This is a genomic window from Novosphingobium sp. GW821-FHT09E05 (genome assembly GCF_059416165.1).
Genome location: NZ_JBWKOQ010000001.1, coordinates 2,170,000 through 2,188,282 on the forward strand (window position 1 = coordinate 2,170,000; position 18,283 = coordinate 2,188,282).

Below are 18,283 nucleotides of genomic sequence, written 5' to 3' on the forward strand. Positions count from 1 at the left end.
GGCCCCCGGCTCGACCGGGGACGACGTTTACCAAACGGTTGGCTAAACGCCTGAAGTCATGCGATAGCCGGGGCGTGACCGTTTATCAGCCCACCCTAAAGCAGCTTCAGTATCTCGTCTCGCTTCATGAGCATGGCCACTTCGGCCGCGCCGCCGACGCCTGCTTCGTCTCGCAATCCACACTCTCGGCGGGGCTACGGGACCTGGAGACGCTGCTAGGCGTGACGCTGGTCGAACGCACCAAGCGCGCGGTGCGCTTCACCCCGCTTGGTAATTCCGTCGTCGCCAAGGCCCACCGAATCCTGCGTGAGACAGAGGAACTGTCCGACCTCGTCCAGTCGAGCGGCAAGCCGCTCTCGGGCGAGTTGCGGATGAGCGTGATCCCGACGATCGCCCCGTTCCTGCTGCCCCGTATGCTGCCGCGTCTCCGGCGCGAACGCCCCAACCTCAAACTGTTCCTGCGCGAGGAGCCCAGCGCCGCCGCGGTCGAATCGCTCCACCACGGCCGGGCCGACTGCGTGTTGCTGGCCCTGCCCTACGCCACGGGCGAGGTCGAAAAGGAGACGATCGAGCTCGATGCCTTCTTCGTCGCCTTCCCCAGCGATTATCCGCACAGCCCCCCTGCCGAAGTCGGCCCCGAACTCATCGACGAGCACCGCCTCCTGCTGCTGGAAGACGGGCACTGCCTCAAGGACCACGCGCTCGCCGCCTGCAACCGCCCGGAACTGCGGGCGAGCGCGACGATGATCGGCACCTCGCTGCATACGCTGGTGCAGATGGTCGACAACGGCCTCGGCGTCACTATGCTGCCTGAGATGGCGCTCGATGCCGGGATCCTCAACGGCACCAACGTCGTCGCCCGCCCGTTGCTCTCGCCCAACGCCAACCGCGAGATCGCGCTGGTCTGGCGCAAGAACTCGCCCCGCTCGGACGAATTCCGGATGCTCGCGGACGAATTGCGCGCGGGCTGAGGCTGCCTCAGACCCCATACATGCCCGAGGTCCATCGGAAATCGGGGCGGACGGGCAATACGCCAGCGTCTCATGGTCTGCAAAGTGACCACCCCTGCTCGCGCAGCGCCCCGTGCCGTCAGTCCATGTATTTCAGGCCGGCGCGCAGATAGTCCCAGCCGGTCACCACGGTCAGGGCAGCGGCGGCCCACAGCGTCGTCAGCCCGACGGTATGCGGCACGTTGATCTCGAGTTCGCCGAGCCACACGTTCCACCAGGGCATCGCCACGCCGAGGATCAGGGCGCCGAGCGAGATGAGCTGGAACGTCGTCTTCCATTTGGCCAGCCGGCTGACCGGGACCGAAACCTGCAGCCCGCCGAGAAACTCGCGCAGGCCCGACACCGCGATCTCGCGCACCAGGATCACGAGCCCCGCGATCACATGCGCATCGCCCACGTACGGCCCGCGAAGGATGCCCTGCGCGGTCAGCACGAGGATCACCGTGGCGATCATGATCTTGTCCGCGATCGGATCGAGGAACACGCCCAGCTTCGAGACGGTGCCGCTCGATCGGGCGAGATAGCCATCGAAATAATCGGTGATGCCCATCAGGCAATAGAGCCCGAAGGCCAGCCCATAGCCGAATTCCCACGTGGGCCACCACAGCAGGAAGGCCAGCAGCGGCAGCGTGACGATGCGCGAAAGGGTGAGAATGTTCGGCAGTGTGAGCATGATAGGATCGCCATAGCGCGCAAGTGTGGCGGGAATAAAGTGCTCAACGGGGGTTGTGCCCCCGCACCGTGCCATTAAGTGTCCCCGCGACCCCAGAGCGAGGCCGGCGGCACCTTACCGATCATGACCACGACGACCAAACTCATCCGGGCCCGAAGGTTTCTTCCCCTCTTCGTGACCCAGCTCCTCGGCGCGTTCAACGACAACCTGTTCAAGAACGCCATGATCCTTTTCGTGGTCTACGAGGTCTATCACTCGGAGGCGCAGGAGGCCCGTTTCAGCGCGCTGGCCTCGGCGATCTTCATCATTCCCTTCTTCCTGCTCTCCGCGCTGGCCGGACAGCTGGCCGACATGCGCGACAAGGCGAAGCTGATCCGCGTCATCAAGGCGTGCGAGATCGGCATCATGCTGGTCGGAGGCGCGGGCCTGGCGCTCGCCTGGCAGGGTTTCGAGATCGAGCCGGTCGCGATCCCGCTGATGCTCCTCGCGCTGTTTGCGATGGGCGTACATTCCACCTTCTTCGGTCCCATCAAGTACGCGATCCTGCCCCAGCACCTGAACGACCGTGAGGTTCTCTCGGGCACCGGGCTGGTCGAGGCAGGCACCTATATCGCCGTGCTGGCAGGGACCATCGTCGCCGGGTGGATCGAGGTCGAGCATGCCGCGATCGGCGTCATCGTCTGCGCCGTCATCGGCTTCTTCGCCGGGCGCGAGGTCCCGCCCGCCCCGCCGCTGTGCGAGCCCGAGCCACTCGACTACCACTTCATCCGCGCCTCGGTGAACCTCGTGCGCACGACCATGAAGGACCGCCGGGTATTCCTGGCGATCTGCGCGATCAGCTTCTTCTGGGCGATCGGTACCGTACTGTTCATCCAGTTCCCGCCGCTCGCCAAGAACATGCTGCGCGCCAGCAAGGAAGTGGCGAGCCTGTTCCTGGTGATCTTCTCGGTCGGCGTCGCTTTCGGGTCGGTGGCGATCAATGCGCTGCTCAAGGGCACCGTCTCGGCGCGCTGGTCGCCGATCTCGGTGATCGGCATGGGCGCCTTCCTCGTCGCTTTCCAGCAGGTCTGCCGCGTCTGGCCGCCCCATGCCGGACCCGACGTGATGATGGACGTGGCGACTTTCGTGGTGCAACCGCTGGCCATCCCGCTGATGCTTACCCTGCTGGGCATCGCCGTGTGCGGAGGCATGTTCGTCGTGCCGCTCTATGCGTTCCTCACCACGTTCGTCGAAAAGTCGCAGACCGCGCGGACGATCGCGGCGAACAACATCGTCAACTCGGGTGCGATGGTGGTCGGCTCGCTCGCCACCGGAGCGATGACCTTCATGGGCGTCGCGGTGGCGCAGCAGCTGCTCGTCGTCTCGCTGTGCTGCCTTGTCTCGGCCTGGATTGGCCACCTGCTGTTCCGAGCTGAAAACGCCGCCGTGGCAGGGTGATGTTTCGCCCTCAGGCAATGAATAAGCTGATCGCCACGAAGCCGGCGCAATAAGCGCTCAGGAAGCCCTTCCAAGTCCCTCCGCGAAGGCGCCATCGGCGGGCCGCCTCTCGGTTCTCCGCATCCTCGGCATCCCCGGGCAGCGGGTCCGTGAAGACGTGGGGCGGCAGCGATCGGCGGAACCAGTGCCCGGCGGACTCCTGCGTGAGGACGAGTGCGCGACGTGTCATGCTTCGCATAATGCTCGTCTTAACGATTTGTTTACCTTCTCGTAAAGCGGCCTTGGAACCGCTTCCCGAAACGGGACGCCATCACCGGTCCGAACCGGTCAAGCGACGGGAACCCAAAGAAAAAGGGCCGCCCGAAGGCAGCCCTTGATCGTTTTTCGCTGGAAGCAGCGAAGGTCAGATGCGGTCGCCGAGGGCGCCCTTGACCTTGCCGGCTGCCTGCTGCAGCTCGCCCTTGCGCTCCTGCGCGACGCCTTCCGCCTTCTGGGCGGGATTGTTGCGCGCATCGCCGGCGACCTGCTTGGCGTTGCCGGCGATTTCGTTGCCCACGCCCTTCACGGTGTCGGTGAGCTTACCCATGGTGAAATCTCCTTGATATTGGGCGGCGAAAAAATCCGCCGTCTTCGAGGAGTAAAATGCGCCAGGGCCCGCCCGGTTGCCTATGCACGACAGTGCGTGCCCTGCGAACGACCACCCGTTGGCGGTCAGCCTTTGGACAATTTCAGGATGTGTTCCCACTCCTGCGGCGTCACCACGCCCACAGACAGCCGCGAGAACCTCACCAGTTCCATTTCGGCCAGAGCAGGGTCGGCCTTGGCTTCCTTGAGCGTCACCGCGCGCTTCAGCTTGCGCACCGGCTTGAGCTTCACCGCCGCCCACTTACCTTCCGGATCGCTGGGATCAGTAAGACCTGACTGGGTGATCTCGGCAACGGCGACGATCTCCTTGCCGATGTTGGAGTGGTAGAAGAACACCTCGTCGCCCGGCTTCATGGCGCGCAGGTTGCTCGCGGCGCGGTGGTTGCGCACGCCGTCCCACGTGCCCTCCCCCTCGGCGACGAGATCGTCCCAGCCGTAGGCGTCGGGTTCGGTCTTCATCAGCCAGTAGCTTTTCGCCATCGGTAGCCTTTCCGTTTCATGTCCGGCCCGCGAGCCCCTAAAGGGGCGGGATACCGACTCGTTACGGATTGCACTACCATGGACCTCGCCGAAATCCCCGTCCTCAGCCTCGATGCCGACCGCGACGATCTGCCGCGCCGCTTGGGCGAGAGCTTCCGCAGCTTCGGCTTCGCGATGATCCGCGACCACGGAATCGACCTCGCGCTGATCGAGCGTGCCTGGGACCTGACCGCGCAGTTCTTCGCCTTGCCGGTCGAGGTGAAGCAGAACTACTTCATCAAGGGCCAGGGCGGCGCGCGCGGCTACACGCCGTTCCGCACCGAAGTCGCCAAGGGCGCGAGCGAGAAGGACCTCAAGGAGTTCTGGCACGTCGGCCGCGACGTTCCCGCCTCCTCGCCGCTCGCCGCCTCGATGCCGCCGAACATCTGGCCGGAGGAAGTACCGGGCTTCCGCGAGACGTTCGAGGAGCTGTACCGCCAGTTCGACGAAGCCGGCGCCAAGGTGCTCTCGGCCATCGCCATCGACCTCGGGCTCGATTCGCGCTGGTTCGACCCGGCGATCGACGACGGCAACTCGGTGCTGCGCCTGCTGCACTACCCCCCGGTCGGCGAACGTGCCGGCGGCGCCATCCGCGCCGGCGCGCACGAGGATATCAACCTCATCACCCTGCTGCTCGGCGCGCAGGAAGCGGGCCTCGAACTGCTCGGCAAGGACGGGCGCTGGCTGTCCATCGCCCCGCCCGAAGGCGCGCTGGTGGTCAACATCGGCGACATGCTGCAGCGCCTGACCAACCATGTCCTGCCGTCCACCACCCACCGCGTGCGCAATCCCTCTGGCGAACGGGCTGGCCACAGCCGCTACTCGATGCCCTTCTTCCTGCACCTGCGCAGCGATTTCCCGTTCGTCACGCTGCCGGAATGCGTCAGCGAAGCGAACCCGGACCGCTATCCGGAGACGATCACGGCGGACGACTACCTCCAGGAACGCCTGCGCGAGATCGGCCTCAAGGCCTGACTGTTAAAATCCTGCAATCGGGCCTTCGCATGCCATCCCGCGAAGGCCCGGGCTGGCTGTTTTAACCAAAATTTCAGAGGCCATACGTAGTCGTGAAGCCTTGGGGTCGATACCCCGAGGGGGACACGGCTGTGTTGGCAGCGAATTTCGATATTGCCGGGCATGACACGGACGACGATGCAGGCCGCGAGTTCGACGTCGTCGCGCTCGGTATCGTCACGGCGGCGATCATCCTGTTCGTCGCGACGGGAAGCGAGATAGGGCCGAGCGTGGTCCGGTCGCTGGGCGGCCACGGGCCCGGTCCCGACCATTTCATCCTGAACGCTTTCCTGCTCAACATCGCGATCATCATCTTCGGATGGAGCCGTTATCGCCAACTCTGCGAGGAGATCATGCTGCGCAAGGTGGCCGAGCGCGAGGCGCGGCGACTTGCCGAGACCGACCCCCTCACCGGCTTCCTCAACCGACGCAGCTTCCACGCGGGGCTCGACACGATGATCGCGAAGGCCATGGATTCCCCTGACCACGGCCGCGTGGTCGCGCTGCTGATGATCGACCTCGACAATTTCAAGCAGGTCAACGATTACAACGGCCACTCCGCGGGCGACATGCTGCTGTGCGAATGCGCGCGCCGCATCGCCGCAAGCGCCCCGAAGGACGCGCTGATCGGCCGTATCGGCGGAGACGAGTTCGCCGTTGCCCTGCGCTTCGAACACGCCCGCCCGGAAAGCGTGGACCACATCGCCGAGGTCCTGGTCGTCGCCATCGCCGAAAGCGCACGCGTCAACGCCGTCAGTGTCGACGTTACCGCCTCGATCGGGCTCGCCCGCTCGGACCGCCTGGTCATCGATTCCCGCGCAGCCGGCGCCAAGGCGCTGCTGGAGATGGCTGACATTGCCATGTACCATTCCAAGCGCCGGGGCCGTAACGCCTACTCGTGGTTCGAACCGCAGATGGCCGACGAGATGCGCTTTCGTTCGCAACTCGAGAACGGCATCCGCCAGGGCATCCCGCGCGGCGAGTTCGTCCCTTTCTACGAGCAGCAGGTCGATCTGCAGACCGGCGAGCTGATGGGCTTCGAGATGCTGGCGCGCTGGGATTCGCCGCAGTTCGGCATCGTCGCCCCGGATATTTTCATCCCTGTCGCCGAGGACATCGGCGCCATTGCCGAACTGTCGCAGAGCGTGATCGCGCAGGCGCTGGAAGACGCCCGGATGTGGGACCCCCGCCTGACGCTTGCGGTCAACATTTCGCCGATTCAGCTGCGCGACCCGTGGTTCGCGCAGAAGCTGCTGCGCATGCTGGTGGAGGCGAACTTCCCACCCCAGCGACTTGAGATCGAGATCACCGAAAGCTGCCTGCACCACAATCTCGGCCAGGTGCGCTCGCTCATCACCAGCCTCAAGAATCAGGGCATCCGCGTCAGCCTCGACGATTTCGGCACCGGCTACAGTTCGATCGCACAGCTGCGCCAGCTGCCGTTCGACCGCATCAAGATCGACCGCAGCTTCGTTTCCAGCCTGGTCGACAACAAGGACAGCGCGGCGATCGTTCGCGCCGTCGCGACACTCGGCCAGGGACTCGACATGCCCGTCACCGCCGAGGGCATCGAGACACAGGATGTGCTCGACCATTTGCGCCAGTACGGCGAGATCACCGGCCAGGGCTACCTCTACGGCCGCCCACGCCCCGCCAGCGAATTGGGCGAGTGGCTGGACGGCGCGCAGCGGGCGGCGGCGGAGCCCGAATTGCCCAACGAGGCCGAGGCCCGCCGCGCCTGAACCGCTACGGCTGTCCGTGAAGTTTTGAGCCCAAAATCCCGTCGCCCTCACGAGTGCGGGGCCCCGCCTACGCGAGGACGACGAAGTTGTTTATGGTGATGTGTACGCTTGCGGCCTCGGCCGCCGACGGGTCAGGAAAGGCCCCGACGACGAGAATGCTGGACCTGGGCCCCGCCAGCTCCTAGATCGCGCGCCATGCGGATCGAATTCACCAAGATGCATGGCCTGGGTAACGATTTCGTGGTGCTCGACGCGCGTGAACGACCCCTGCCGGCAGTAGATTCCAGCTTCGCCGCCGCGCTTGCCGATCGCCATACCGGCATCGGCTGCGACCAGCTGATCGTGCTCGAACCTTCGGACACCGCCGACTTGCGCATGCGCATCTTCAACGGCGACGGCAGCGAGGTCGAGGCCTGCGGCAATGCAACGCGCGCGGTCGGGCTGCTCCACGGACGCCCAGCCCGGATCGAGACGCTGGGCGGCATGGTCAGTTCCACACCTGCCGAGGCCGGCATCAGCGTCGAGATGGGCAAGCCCCGTTTCGACTGGGACATGATCCCCCTCGGCTACCCGATGGACACTCATGCGATGCCCGTCGCCTGGGAGGAGCTGGTCAACCCGATCGCCGTCAACGTCGGCAACCCCCACGTCATCTTCTTCGTCGATGATCCGTACGCCATCGACATGGCGCGCCTTGGGCCGCTGATCGAGACCGACCCGCTGTTTCCCGAACGCATAAACGTCAACGTCGCCGCCGTCACGTCGCGCGACTCGATCACCTTGCGCGTCTGGGAGCGCGGGGCCGGGCTCACCCGCGCCTGTGGGACCGGCGCCTGCGCCACGGCCATCGGCGCGATGAAGCGCGGGTTGGTGGACCGGCGCATCACTGTCACCCTCCCCGGCGGCCCGCTCGTCATCGAGTGGCGCGAGGACGGCGAGATCGTCATGACCGGCCCCGCCGCGCAAGCGTTTCGCGGCAGCTTCGATCCGGCGGACTTCGGGATCACCATGTGACCGTCGAGGTCCATTCGCTCGGCTGCCGGCTCAACCTCGCCGAGAGCGAGAGCCTGCGTGGCCTGCTCGGGGAAGCGCAGGACCTCGTCGTCATCAACTCCTGCGCCGTTACAGCCGAGGCCGTGCGGCAGACCCGCCAGGCCATCCGCCGCGCCCGCCGCGCCCGCCCCGACGCGCGCCTGCTCGTCACCGGCTGCGCTGCCGAGGTCGAGCGCGAGGCGCTGGCCGCCATGCCCGAGGTCGACGGCCTCGTCGCCAACACCGCCAAGCTCGACCCGCGCGCCTGGAACGTCCCCGTCGCCACCGCCCTTCCGGCACAGCGCCACCATACGCGCAGCTTCGTGCAGGTTCAGAACGGCTGCGATCATGCCTGCACCTTCTGCGTCATCCCGCAAGGCCGCGGCGCCAGCCGCTCGCGCAGCATCGACGAGGTGCTGGAGGACGTCGCATTGCACCTCAATGCCGGCGTGGGGGAGATAGTACTGACCGGCGTGGACCTCACCTCATGGGGCGGCGACCTGCCCGGCGAGCCCCGGCTCGGCGCATTGTGCGAGGCTATCCTCGCCCGATTCGGCCAACTGCCCCGCCTGCGGCTGTCCTCGATTGATGGAGCCGAGGTGGACGATGCCCTGTTCGAACTGCTGGCCGACGAGGCCCGGGTCATGCCGCATGTGCATCTTTCGCTGCAGCACGGGCACGACCTCATCCTCAAGCGCATGAAGCGCCGGCACCGCCGCGCCGACGCCGTCTCGCTGGTCGCAGCCTTGCGCGCGCGGCGCCCCGACATCGCCATCGGCGCCGACCTCATCGCCGGCTTCCCGACCGAGGACGAGGCCGCGCACGCCGACAACCTCTCGATCATCGAGGAACTGGGCGTCGTCCACGGCCACGTCTTCCCCTATTCGCCGCGCCCCGGCACCCCGGCGGCGCGGATGCCGCAGGTGGAACATGCCGCGATCCGGGCGCGCGCCGCGCAGCTTCGGGAAACCGTCTCCAAAGTGCGGGCATCGTGGCTTGCCGCGCATCTGGGCAAGCCGCTATGGGTGCTCGCCGAAAGGGGCGGGACCGGCCATGCGCCGGACTTCGCCCCCGTCCGCGTGCCCGCCGATACGCAGCCCGGCGCGCTGGTCAGCGTTGTGCCCGCAAGGGTAGTCGAAGGAATACTGGAAGCATGAGTATCGACGGACCTCAGGCCGAAACCGGCAACGATTGGTCCGAGCGCCTCCTCGGAGGCTTTCGCAAGACCTCGGAGCGCCTCGCCGGCAACCTGGCCGGCATCGTCGGTGCCACCCGCCTGACCGACACGCAGCTCGACCATCTGGAAGATGCGCTGATCATGTCGGACCTCGGCCCCCGCGCCGCCGCGCGCATCCGCGCCCGACTTGCCGACGAGCGCTTCGAGCGCGACGCGGACGAGCGCGCAATCATGGAAGTGGTCGCCCGGGAGATCGCCGAGATCCTGCGCCCGGTGGCCAAGCCGCTCGACGTCGTCGCTTTCCCGCGCCCGCAGGTGATCCTGGTGATCGGCGTCAACGGATCGGGCAAGACCACCACGATCGCCAAGCTCGCGCACCTGTTCCAGGAGCAGGACTACTCGGTCATGCTGGCCGCCGGCGATACCTTCCGCGCCGCCGCCATCGGCCAGCTCCGCGTCTGGGCGGACCGCCTGTCGATCCCGATCATCACCGGCCCCGAGGGCGGCGACCCCGCCTCTGTCGTGTTCGACGCGGTCAGGGCCGCGACCGACCAGGGCATCGACGCGCTGATCGTCGACACCGCCGGGCGCCTCCAGAACAAGCGCGAGCTGATGGATGAGCTGGCCAAGATCCACCGTGTGCTCGGCCGCATCAACCCCGCCGCCCCGCACGACGTCGTGCTCGTGCTTGACGCCACCAACGGCCAGAACGCGCTTTCGCAGATCGAGATTTTCAAGGAAGTGGCGGGCGTCTCCGGCCTGATCATGACCAAGCTGGACGGCACCGCGCGAGGCGGCGTCCTCGTCGCGGCGGCGGAGCAGTACGGTCTGCCGATCCACGCCATCGGCGTCGGCGAGAAGATCGACGACCTGCGTCCCTTCAACCCCGACCTGCTCGCGCGGGTGATCGCGGGAATTGCCTGATGCCTGAAACGTCCAAGACCAAGCCGAAGAGCTCCTGGATCAACCTCGTCGTCGATTTCGGGCCCTTGCTGGTGTTCTTCCTCGCCTACCGCCACTTCGCGCCCGGCGACGAGAACAACATGGTCGGCACCGTCAGCGCGGTCATCAAGGGCACCGTGGCCTTCATGGCCGCTACCGTGATCGCGCTGGCCGTGTCAAAATGGCGGCTTGGCCATGTCTCGCCGATGCTGTGGCTGACGACGGTGCTGATCCTCGGCTTCGGCGGACTCACCGTGGTCCTGCGCGATCCGTTCTACGTCCAGATCAAGCCGACTGCGGTCTACCTGCTGTTCGCGGTCGTGCTGTTCGTGGGGCTGCTCAAGGGCAGGCCGATGCTCAAGTACCTCCTCCAGTCCGCGTTCGAGGGGCTCAGCGACGAGGGCTGGATGAAGCTCTCGCGCAACTGGGCATGGTTCTTCCTGGTACTGGCGGTGCTGAACACCGCGCTGGTCTACACCGTCAGCTTCGACACCTGGATGCAGGCGAAGCTCTGGGGCTTCACGGTGCTGTCATTCCTCTTCACCTTCTCGCAGCTGCCCATGGTGCTGAAACACGGCATGGGCGACGAGGCGAAGGAAGAGCTGATCGAGAACCCGCCGCACGATTGAGCGCGGGCTCCGCCGCCTCACGCCGGCTGCGCGGGAAGCACCGGATCGCTGCGCCGGAGCGTCTGCGAGGCGCTCGGCCGCCAGGGCAGCTCGAACAGCCAGCGGCCCGAAAGCCGCAGCAGCACGGCCTGGATCGCCAGCGACGCCGCCACGATGACCGGCACCGCCAGCAGCGGATAGGCAATTCCCGCCCAGAAGCTCAGCAGTACCGGTGCGGCCCAAGCCTGCACCGCATAGCCCAGCACCGGCAGCATAAGGAAGTGGATAAGGTAGATCGGCAACGTTCGGTGCGCCAGCCAGGTTGCCGGTGAGGCGAGGCCGGCGAACCTGCGCGCCGCCAGCCTGCAGAGCGTCGCTCCAAACGCCACGGCCATCATGTCGACCGGGAGCAGGAACTTGTGTTCCTTCAGCCCGAATACCGAGCCGATCGCATAACCGGTCCCGAGCAGCAGGACGCGCCTCGCCGTCCCCGCTTCGACGAAGGCGAGCAGCGCCCCCTTCATGCGTACCCCTGCGACGAAAAAGATCGCACAGCGCAGCACCTTGGCCTGGTTCCCGGCCAGCGAAGGCTCGTAGATTGTACCCAGCACCGACAGGCCCGCGGTCAGCACCAGCACCGCCTCGAGCGGGAAGCGCAGCGTCAGACGGGTGAAGAGATAATAGAGCCCCAGCGCCGCCAGATACCAGGATGTCACCATCAGCATCGCGATCAGCAGGAAGCTGTTGTTGATGGAAGGGCTGAACCACGCCGGATCGGCCTTGAGCGGTATGAGCAGCTGGTAGACCACACCCCAGGTGACATAAAGGTAGATCGGCCGAACCAGCCGTTTGGCTTCGGTGTCGACACGGGGCTGCATGATCGAACCCGAGGCCAGAAGCCCCGACACGAGGAAGAACAGCGGCATCCGGATCGGACGGATGAACCCGTTGACCATCATCCACGCCGAAGTCAGCTCATCCTTGTGAGCCCACGGCAGGGTGATGATGTGGTCCCCGCAGTGCATCATCACGACGAGAAGTATGCAGGCCGCCTTCGCCACGTTGGGCCAGACAAGTTCGTCGCTTGCAGTTTCGATCCCCATGTCCCTCACGCCTTTGCCGCGCTCAGGACCTAGGGAGATACCCTTGACTAACTGTTAACCGTGAATGCACTTTCGCACACAGGACCTGCGCAATCAGATTTCCAGTTGGCTGCCCAGTTCGACCACGCGGTTGGTGGGCAGGCGGAAGAACTCCATCGCGCTTGCCGCATTGCGCATCATCCAGGCGAACAGCTTCTCGCGCCAGATCATCATGCCCGGCTTCTCCGAGGGCACCAGCGTCTGGCGCGAGAGGAAGAAGCTGGTCTTCATCATCTCGAACGGACCGCCGCACATCGGCGCATGGGCCAGCGCTGCGGGAATGTCGGTCTCCTCCATGAAGCCGTAGCGCAGCGTCATGCGATAGAAGCCCTGCCCCAGTTCGACGACCGAGAAGCGTTCCGCCGGCTCGACATAGGGGCCGTCCTGCACCTCGACGGTGAGCACGACCACGCGCTCGTGCAGGACCTTGTTGTGCTTGATGTTGTGCAGCAGCGCCGAAGGCACGCCCATGTTGGTGGAGGCCATGAAAATGGCCGTTCCCGGCACCCGCGTGGCGCTGCCGTGGGCGCTCTTGGCGAAGACGTTGAGCGGCAGCGCGGCCTCGGTCATGCGGTCGCGCATGAGACGGCGGCCCTTGTTCCACGTGGTCAGCAGGGTGAAGGCGATCCCACCGATCAGCAGCGGGAACCAGCCGCCGTCAGGCACTTTGGTGGCATTAGCAGCGAAGTAAGCGCCATCTACGACGAAGAACGTCACGATCACCGGGATCGCGAAGTAGGGCTTCCACTTCCACAGCGCGATCAGCAAGACCGCCATCAGGCAGGTATCGATCAGCATCGCGCCGGTCACCGCGATACCATAGGCCGAGGCGAGGTTCGACGAGTTCTGGAACACCAGGACCAGCACGATCACGCCGGTCATCAGCGCCCAGTTGACGAACGGGATGTAGATCTGCCCGACCTCGTGCTCGCTGGTGTGGCGGGTCGAGAGGCGCGGGATGAAGCCGAGCTGCATCGCCTGGTGGGTGATCGAGAACGCGCCCGAGATCACCGCCTGGCTGGCGATGAAGGCGGCGCCGCTCGCAAGGATCACCAGCGGCAGGCGCAGCGATTCGGGCGCGAGGTTGAAGAACGGGTTCTCCATCGCCACCGCCGCCTGCGCGTCGTCGAGACGCAGGATCATCGCCGCCTGTCCGAAGTAGTTGATGAGCAGGCACGGCATCACGAAACCGAACCATGACAGCCGCAGCGGCCCGCGCCCGAAGTGGCCCATGTCCGAATAGAGCGCCTCGGCGCCGGTCACCGCCAGCACGACCGAGCCGAGCGCGAGGAAGCCCAGCATCTTGTCGGTCAGGAAGAACTGCACCGCATACCAGGGGTTCAGCGCCACCAGCACAGACGGCAGCTGCACGAGATGGTAGATACCCAGCACCGCCAGCACGATGAAGTAGGTCACCATGACCGGCGCGAACAGGGCGCCGACCTTGGCGGTCCCGCTCTTCTGGATGACGAACAGGGCGACCAGCAGCACCAGCGCGATCGGCAGCACGAACGGCGCAAGGTCCGACTGGACCACGGTAAGCCCCTCGACCGCCGAGAGTACCGAGACCGCCGGGGTGATCATCGAATCGCCGTAGAACAGCGAGGTCGCGAAGACGCCCAGCAGGACCACGAGCCCGCCGTAGTGCCGCTTGCGGATCACGCCCGAGATCAGCGCGACGAGCGCGAGGCTGCCGCCCTGTCCCTTGTTGTCCGCGCGCATCAGCACGCCGACGTACTGGACCGAGACGACCAGCGTCATCGACCAGAAGATCAGGCTGACCACGCCGAGGATATGCAGTTCGTCGATCGCCAGCGGATGCGGGCCGACGAAGGTTTCGCGAAAGGCGTAGATCGGGCTGGTGCCGATGTCGCCGAAGACGACACCCACCGCGCCCAGCGCCAGCTTGGTGATGTTGCCCGAGCCCCCACCATGACCCGACACCGGAGCAATGGACGCCGCCGGGTCTATCACCGCCGGCACGTCAGACGCATCCGCAGTTCCATCACTCATTCAAGCGTCCCGTCGTGGACTCGCAGAAGCGCATTCACTGCTGCGGCAAGGCTTGCGCCGTTAGCAGCATGGATGGAGCCAAGCAACGATACTTACAAGGAGACGACGGTCCGGAAACCTGCCGTTCAGGGAATGGCTGGTTGCCCCTGAACGGCAGCCGATTCGCGCTTCTGCGCGGCGATCACCGCGTCGAGTCGCTGGAGCTGCTGGAACAGCGGCCCGCGCCAGGGCGCATCGTCGGGCGCGCGCAGCAGGACACCCGCCCATAGCGCCCGCGCGTCCACGAGCTTTCCTTCCTGGGCGAGCGCCAGGCCAAGGAAGAACGGCGGTCCCGGCGCATCGGGATCGGCCTGCGCCGCGCGGCGATAGGCGTAGAGCGCGGCGGGCGTCAGCGTATCGTCGGCATGGCCCAGCAGCGCGTTGGCCATGGCCAGCCACGCCTCGGAGCTTTTCGGATCCTCGTTCACCGCGATGCGCAGGACTTCGGCGGCATCGGCATAGTTGCCGTTGCGCGCGAAGGCATCGGCGGTGACCACCCAGCGGTTGAGCGTCGGGATACCGCTGTTCGTCACCTTGCCGCGCGCCTCGACCATCGCGGCCGGATCGCCCGACACCGAGTCGCGGCCTTCCCGCGGCGACCCTGCCAGACCGGGCGAACCTTGCGTGACGTAGCCCGCGATCCCCAGCAGCAGCGCCGAGGCTACGGCCTCACGCGCACCGCGCGGCACTTTCACCACGAACAGCAGGAACGCCAGTACGACGAGGGCGAGGCCGATGACGAGAACCCAGGTCACTGGCCGGTCTCCGAAGGTGCGCGCGCGAAGCGGCGGCGCAGCAGCAGGAAGGCGATCAGCATCAGCACCGCCGGCACCGCGAACAGCGGCCATGTCAGGGTGGTCAGCTGCGGGGCGTAGCTCACATAGTCCCCGTAGCGCTCGATCAGCCAGGCGCGAATCGACTCCGGGTCCTCGCCGCGGGCGATGCGTTCGCGCACGAGGCTGCGCATGGAGCCGGCGATCGGCGCGTCCGAATCGGCGATCGACTGGCCCTGGCACTGCAGGCAGCGCAGGCTTTCCATGAGGTCCTGCGCCTTGGTCTCCTGCGCCGGATCGTCGAGCTGGCGATAGGCGTAAGGCGCGGTGGACTGCTCCTCCTGCGCCACGGCGGGCGCGGTCAGCAGCAGGGCGGAAAGGACGAGAAGGCGCTTCACTGCCCGGCCTCCTTCAGCTTTTCGAGCAGCAGGCCGAGGTGCTCGGGCCGGATCTCGCCGATGTGCTGGTAGACGATCCTGCCCTCCCCATCGACCACGTAGGTTTCCGGGACGCCCGAGGAGCCGAGCGCGAGCTGGACCTTGCCGTCGTCGTCGGCGCCGATGCGCTGGAACGGGTCGCCGTTGGCCTCGAGGAAGCCCTGCAGGTTCTCCGTCGTATCGCGCACCGAGATACCCTCGATCGGGACCCCTGCCCTCGCCAGTTCGCCCAGCTGCGGCGCCTCGACGCGGCAGGGAATGCACCAGCTGGCGAAGACGTTGACGAGGTGCGGCTTGCCGTTGGCGAGGACCGTGCTGTCCAGCCCCGGCCGGCCCGGCAGCGCCGGCGGCAGGACGAACCGCGGCATCGTTTTGCCCACCAGCGCGCTGGCGACGTTGCGGTCGGCCGGGCGGTAGAGCCCGATCAGGACCAGCGCCACGAAACCGAGAAACAGCGCCAGCGGCAGCCAGATCGCCCAGCGCGGGGCACGTGCGGGGGTGTCGGTCATCGGCCCTGCCTCTCGCGGCGATAGGCGATCTTGCCGCGCACCACGCGGCGGCGCCAGTCGGTCAGCACATGGCCCAGAAGCGCCAGCGCGCCGCCCAGCGCCACCAGCAGCGCGCCCACCCAGATCAGCGGCACGAAGGGCTTCCACCACAGCCGGAGCTGCCAGCGGGTGCCTGAGCCATCGGCTTCATCCTTGCCATCGGCCGCGGGAGCCTCGCCGCCGAGCACCGCATAGAGCTGCCCGTTCCAGCGCGTCAGCAGCGCCGATTCGCTCGTCTGCTGCACCGGCGCCCAGAAGCTGCGCGACTGCGGCAGCATCCGCGTCACTTTGCCGTCCGCCCCGTAGCGCACCAGCAGGCGCGCCTCGAGCGCGGTCCAGTTCGGACCGGCGACCGGCTCGACGGTGTCCAGCTTGACGCCCCAGGGCCCGACCTGCGTGATCTCGCCAATCCGCACCGCCACCAGCTTCTCGATCGAGAAGGCGCTCTCGCTGCTCATCCCGAACAGGGCGACGGCGATGCCGAAGTGCGCGGTGACCATGCCCCAGATCGGCAGCGGCGTGCGGCGCAAGTTCCGACCCTTGAGCGGCAAAACACTCGCCCAGCCGAGGCCGACCGCAAGTGCCAGGCCGAGGAACGGCAGCAGCGAAACGCCGCCGATCAGGACCAGCGCAATCCCCGCCGCGACCACCAGCATCGCCGGAATCACCAGCCCCCTGCCCACCCGCGCGAACCTGTCGCGCCGCCAGCGCAGCAGCGGGCCGACCGCCAGCACCACCAGCATCGGCAGCGCGAACAGCGCGCTCATCGGGTTGAAGTAGGGCGGCCCGACCGAGACCTTGGCGCCCATCGCCTCGGCCACCAGCGGGTAGAGCGTCCCGAACAGCACGATGCCCAGGATCGCCGAGAGCATGACGTTGTTGACCACCAGCGCGCCCTCGCGGCTGACGATGGCAAAGCGCTCACCCTCGGTCACGGTCGAGGCGCGCAGGCCGAACAGGGTCAGCGCCCCCCCGATGTAGATCGCCAGAAGGCCGAGGATGAAAGTGCCGCGCTGCGGGTCGACCGCGAAGGCATGGACGCTCGTCAGGATGCCCGAGCGGACGAGAAACGTCCCGATCATCGACATCGAGAAGGCGACGACGCCCAGCATCACCGTCCACGATCGCAGCGCATCGCGCGAGGCCAGCACGCTGCACGAATGGAGCAGCGCGGTCGCCGCCAGCCAGGGCATCAGCGAGGCGTTCTCGACCGGGTCCCAGAACCACCAGCCGCCCCAGCCCAGCTCGTAGTAGGCCCAGTACGAGCCCGCCGCGATGCCCACGGTCAGGAAGATCCACGCCCCCAGCACCCAGGGCCGCATGGCCTTGGCGAAGGCCGGCCCGACCTCGCGCGTGATCAGCGCGCCGATGGCGAAGCTGAAGGCGATCGAGAGGCCGACGTAGCCGAGGTAGAGCGTCGGCGGATGGAACGCGAGGCCGAGGTCCTGCAGCAGCGGGTTGAGCCCGTTGCCCTCGGCCGGGACCGCCGACAAACGCTCGAACGGGTTCGAAGCGAGCAGCAGGAAGGCGTAGAAGCCCAGGCTCACGAACGCCTGCCCCGCCAGCGTCGCCAGCATGGTCCGCTCGGGCAGCCGCCGCTCGACCAGCGCGACGAAGGCCCCGGCCATGCCCATGACCGTCACCCACAGGAGCATCGAGCCCTCGTGGTTGCCCCAGGCCCCGGCGATCTTGAACACCAGCGGCTTCATCGAATGCGAATTGAGCGCGACGAGCTTCACCGACAGGTCGGTGACGGAAAAGACGTAGATCAGGGAGGCGAACGATAGCAGCGCGAGGAGCCCCTGCGCGATGGCTACCGGCCGCACCGCCTCGCCCAGCGTGGCGCCGCGCGCGGTGAGGCCCAGCGCGCCGGCCAGCAGCTGCAGCGCGGCCAGCGCGGCGGCGAGCCACAGGGCGGCGAGTCCCAGTTCCGCGATCACTGCGTTTCCGCCACGACCTGCTTGGCCTGGTCCTTGGTCATGTCCTGCATCTCGCGCGGCACGTAGTTCTCGTCATGCTTGGCGAGCAGGTTGTCGGCGACGAAATTGCCGTTGGCGTCCATGCGTCCCTCGGCGACGACGCCCGAACCCTCGACGAACAGCGAAGGCACGATGCCCCGGAAAGTCACCGGAACGCTGGCCTTGCCGTCCTGCACCACGAAATCGATCGTCACGCCGTCGGCGGCGGTCTTGAGCGAGCCCTTCTCCACCATGCCGCCCAGGCGCACGGCCCGGCCCGGCTCGGGCGGTTTCGCCACGATGTCGCTCGGCACGTAGAAATAGCTCGCCTGATTGCGCAGCGCCCAGGCGGCAAGCAGCCCCGCGCCGACCAGCACCACCAGCGCGACCACGAGCAGCACGAGCCGCTGGTGCTTGGCCTTGACCGCCATCAGCGCTTCCTCGCCGCGTCGCGGCGCTGCTCCGCGCGGCGCATCGTCACGAGCGACCAGCCGACCATCGCCAGCGTCGCGCCGATGCCGATCGCATAGGCGGCGGCCACGAAGGTCCAGGGATCCATCGCTTCGCGCATCGC

At 66.8% G+C, this 18,283-nt stretch carries 19 protein-coding genes; 8 read left to right on the top strand and 11 right to left on the bottom strand.

What is annotated here, in order from left to right:
- Window positions 1-74 precede the first annotated feature (74 nt).
- Window positions 75-971 carry a hydrogen peroxide-inducible genes activator gene (locus tag AC07M9_RS10235; protein ID WP_494883488.1) on the top strand — a complete coding sequence of 299 codons (897 nt, stop codon included), beginning with the start codon at window positions 75-77 and terminating at the stop codon, window positions 969-971.
- Between the two features lie 118 nt (window positions 972-1,089).
- Here the strand turns inward: AC07M9_RS10235 and pgsA are convergent, their stop codons facing one another.
- Window positions 1,090-1,683: a CDP-diacylglycerol--glycerol-3-phosphate 3-phosphatidyltransferase gene (pgsA, locus tag AC07M9_RS10240; protein ID WP_494883490.1), complete on the bottom strand. Its 594-nt coding sequence runs from the start codon at window positions 1,681-1,683 to the stop codon at window positions 1,090-1,092.
- A gap of 123 nt (window positions 1,684-1,806) precedes the next feature.
- Here pgsA and AC07M9_RS10245 point away from each other — a divergent pair, with 123 nt between their 5' ends.
- Complete coding sequence (locus tag AC07M9_RS10245) at window positions 1,807-3,120, top strand: MFS transporter (RefSeq protein ID WP_494883492.1); 1,314 nt, start codon at window positions 1,807-1,809, stop codon at window positions 3,118-3,120.
- Window positions 3,121-3,523: 403 nt separating this feature from the next.
- Here AC07M9_RS10245 and AC07M9_RS10250 read toward each other — a convergent pair whose 3' ends face one another.
- Both AC07M9_RS10250 and AC07M9_RS10255 read right to left on the bottom strand, forming a co-directional pair.
- Window positions 3,524-3,706, bottom strand: coding sequence for a CsbD family protein (locus AC07M9_RS10250; protein ID WP_494883494.1), 183 nt, complete (start codon window positions 3,704-3,706; stop codon window positions 3,524-3,526).
- A 125-nt stretch (window positions 3,707-3,831) separates the two neighbouring features.
- Complete coding sequence (locus tag AC07M9_RS10255) at window positions 3,832-4,245, bottom strand: EVE domain-containing protein (protein WP_494883496.1); 414 nt, start codon at window positions 4,243-4,245, stop codon at window positions 3,832-3,834.
- A gap of 78 nt (window positions 4,246-4,323) precedes the next feature.
- Here AC07M9_RS10255 and AC07M9_RS10260 point away from each other — a divergent pair, with 78 nt between their 5' ends.
- From AC07M9_RS10260 to AC07M9_RS10285, 6 genes are all read left to right on the top strand, one after another.
- A complete protein-coding gene (locus AC07M9_RS10260) occupies window positions 4,324-5,259 on the top strand; it encodes an isopenicillin N synthase family dioxygenase (protein WP_494883498.1) in 936 nt (311 codons plus the stop codon).
- Between the two features lie 131 nt (window positions 5,260-5,390).
- Entirely contained in the window at window positions 5,391-7,040 is a 1,650-nt protein-coding gene (locus AC07M9_RS10265; protein WP_494883500.1) for a putative bifunctional diguanylate cyclase/phosphodiesterase, read from the top strand.
- Window positions 7,041-7,235: 195 nt separating this feature from the next.
- Window positions 7,236-8,054, top strand: a complete 819-nt coding sequence (gene dapF, locus AC07M9_RS10270) for a diaminopimelate epimerase (protein WP_494883502.1) — start codon at window positions 7,236-7,238, stop codon at window positions 8,052-8,054.
- The gene (locus tag AC07M9_RS10275; RefSeq protein WP_494883504.1) at window positions 8,051-9,229 is read left to right on the top strand and encodes a MiaB/RimO family radical SAM methylthiotransferase; all 1,179 of its coding nucleotides are present in this window, start codon (window positions 8,051-8,053) and stop codon (window positions 9,227-9,229) included. Before dapF ends, AC07M9_RS10275 begins: the two co-directional genes overlap by 4 nt.
- Complete coding sequence (gene ftsY, locus AC07M9_RS10280) at window positions 9,226-10,173, top strand: signal recognition particle-docking protein FtsY (RefSeq protein ID WP_494883505.1); 948 nt, start codon at window positions 9,226-9,228, stop codon at window positions 10,171-10,173. Before AC07M9_RS10275 ends, ftsY begins: the two co-directional genes overlap by 4 nt.
- Window positions 10,173-10,820: an inner membrane-spanning protein YciB gene (locus tag AC07M9_RS10285; RefSeq protein WP_494883506.1), complete on the top strand. Its 648-nt coding sequence runs from the start codon at window positions 10,173-10,175 to the stop codon at window positions 10,818-10,820. Before ftsY ends, AC07M9_RS10285 begins: the two co-directional genes overlap by 1 nt.
- A gap of 17 nt (window positions 10,821-10,837) precedes the next feature.
- On the opposite strand, the gene AC07M9_RS10290 is transcribed toward AC07M9_RS10285, so the two are convergent.
- From AC07M9_RS10290 to AC07M9_RS10325, 8 genes are all read right to left on the bottom strand, one after another.
- Window positions 10,838-11,902 (bottom strand): acyltransferase family protein, encoded by a 1,065-nt coding sequence (locus AC07M9_RS10290; protein WP_494883507.1) that lies wholly within the window; start codon window positions 11,900-11,902, stop codon window positions 10,838-10,840.
- A gap of 93 nt (window positions 11,903-11,995) precedes the next feature.
- On the bottom strand, window positions 11,996-13,954 hold the full coding sequence (locus AC07M9_RS10295; RefSeq protein WP_494883509.1) for a potassium transporter Kup: 1,959 nt from the start codon (window positions 13,952-13,954) through the stop codon (window positions 11,996-11,998).
- A 125-nt stretch (window positions 13,955-14,079) separates the two neighbouring features.
- Window positions 14,080-14,748 (bottom strand): tetratricopeptide repeat protein, encoded by a 669-nt coding sequence (locus tag AC07M9_RS10300; RefSeq protein WP_494883510.1) that lies wholly within the window; start codon window positions 14,746-14,748, stop codon window positions 14,080-14,082.
- On the bottom strand, window positions 14,745-15,164 hold the full coding sequence (locus tag AC07M9_RS10305) for a cytochrome c-type biogenesis protein (RefSeq protein ID WP_494883512.1): 420 nt from the start codon (window positions 15,162-15,164) through the stop codon (window positions 14,745-14,747). The genes AC07M9_RS10300 and AC07M9_RS10305 overlap by 4 nt, the downstream gene beginning before the upstream one ends.
- The gene (locus tag AC07M9_RS10310; RefSeq protein ID WP_494883514.1) at window positions 15,161-15,712 is read right to left on the bottom strand and encodes a DsbE family thiol:disulfide interchange protein; all 552 of its coding nucleotides are present in this window, start codon (window positions 15,710-15,712) and stop codon (window positions 15,161-15,163) included. Before AC07M9_RS10310 ends, AC07M9_RS10305 begins: the two co-directional genes overlap by 4 nt.
- On the bottom strand, window positions 15,709-17,691 hold the full coding sequence (locus AC07M9_RS10315; protein WP_494883516.1) for a heme lyase CcmF/NrfE family subunit: 1,983 nt from the start codon (window positions 17,689-17,691) through the stop codon (window positions 15,709-15,711). Before AC07M9_RS10315 ends, AC07M9_RS10310 begins: the two co-directional genes overlap by 4 nt.
- Complete coding sequence (gene ccmE / locus AC07M9_RS10320) at window positions 17,688-18,140, bottom strand: cytochrome c maturation protein CcmE (protein WP_494883518.1); 453 nt, start codon at window positions 18,138-18,140, stop codon at window positions 17,688-17,690. The genes AC07M9_RS10315 and ccmE overlap by 4 nt, the downstream gene beginning before the upstream one ends.
- Entirely contained in the window at window positions 18,140-18,280 is a 141-nt protein-coding gene (locus AC07M9_RS10325; RefSeq protein ID WP_494883520.1) for a hypothetical protein, read from the bottom strand. The genes ccmE and AC07M9_RS10325 overlap by 1 nt, the downstream gene beginning before the upstream one ends.
- Between the last annotated feature and the right edge of the window lie 3 nt (window positions 18,281-18,283).

Coding starts and splice junctions, on each gene's coding strand:
- AC07M9_RS10285 (WP_494883506.1), top strand. CDS start 10,173: ATGCCTGAAACGTCCAAGACCAAGCCGAAGAGCTCCTGGATCAACCTC.
- AC07M9_RS10295 (WP_494883509.1), bottom strand. CDS start 13,954: ATGAGTGATGGAACTGCGGATGCGTCTGACGTGCCGGCGGTGATAGAC.
- AC07M9_RS10255 (WP_494883496.1), bottom strand. CDS start 4,245: ATGGCGAAAAGCTACTGGCTGATGAAGACCGAACCCGACGCCTACGGC.
- AC07M9_RS10245 (WP_494883492.1), top strand. CDS start 1,807: ATGACCACGACGACCAAACTCATCCGGGCCCGAAGGTTTCTTCCCCTC.
- AC07M9_RS10310 (WP_494883514.1), bottom strand. CDS start 15,712: ATGACCGACACCCCCGCACGTGCCCCGCGCTGGGCGATCTGGCTGCCG.
- AC07M9_RS10250 (WP_494883494.1), bottom strand. CDS start 3,706: ATGGGTAAGCTCACCGACACCGTGAAGGGCGTGGGCAACGAAATCGCC.
- AC07M9_RS10290 (WP_494883507.1), bottom strand. CDS start 11,902: ATGGGGATCGAAACTGCAAGCGACGAACTTGTCTGGCCCAACGTGGCG.
- ccmE (WP_494883518.1), bottom strand. CDS start 18,140: ATGGCGGTCAAGGCCAAGCACCAGCGGCTCGTGCTGCTCGTGGTCGCG.
- AC07M9_RS10325 (WP_494883520.1), bottom strand. CDS start 18,280: ATGCGCGAAGCGATGGATCCCTGGACCTTCGTGGCCGCCGCCTATGCG.
- pgsA (WP_494883490.1), bottom strand. CDS start 1,683: ATGCTCACACTGCCGAACATTCTCACCCTTTCGCGCATCGTCACGCTG.
- AC07M9_RS10260 (WP_494883498.1), top strand. CDS start 4,324: ATGGACCTCGCCGAAATCCCCGTCCTCAGCCTCGATGCCGACCGCGAC.
- ftsY (WP_494883505.1), top strand. CDS start 9,226: ATGAGTATCGACGGACCTCAGGCCGAAACCGGCAACGATTGGTCCGAG.
- dapF (WP_494883502.1), top strand. CDS start 7,236: ATGCGGATCGAATTCACCAAGATGCATGGCCTGGGTAACGATTTCGTG.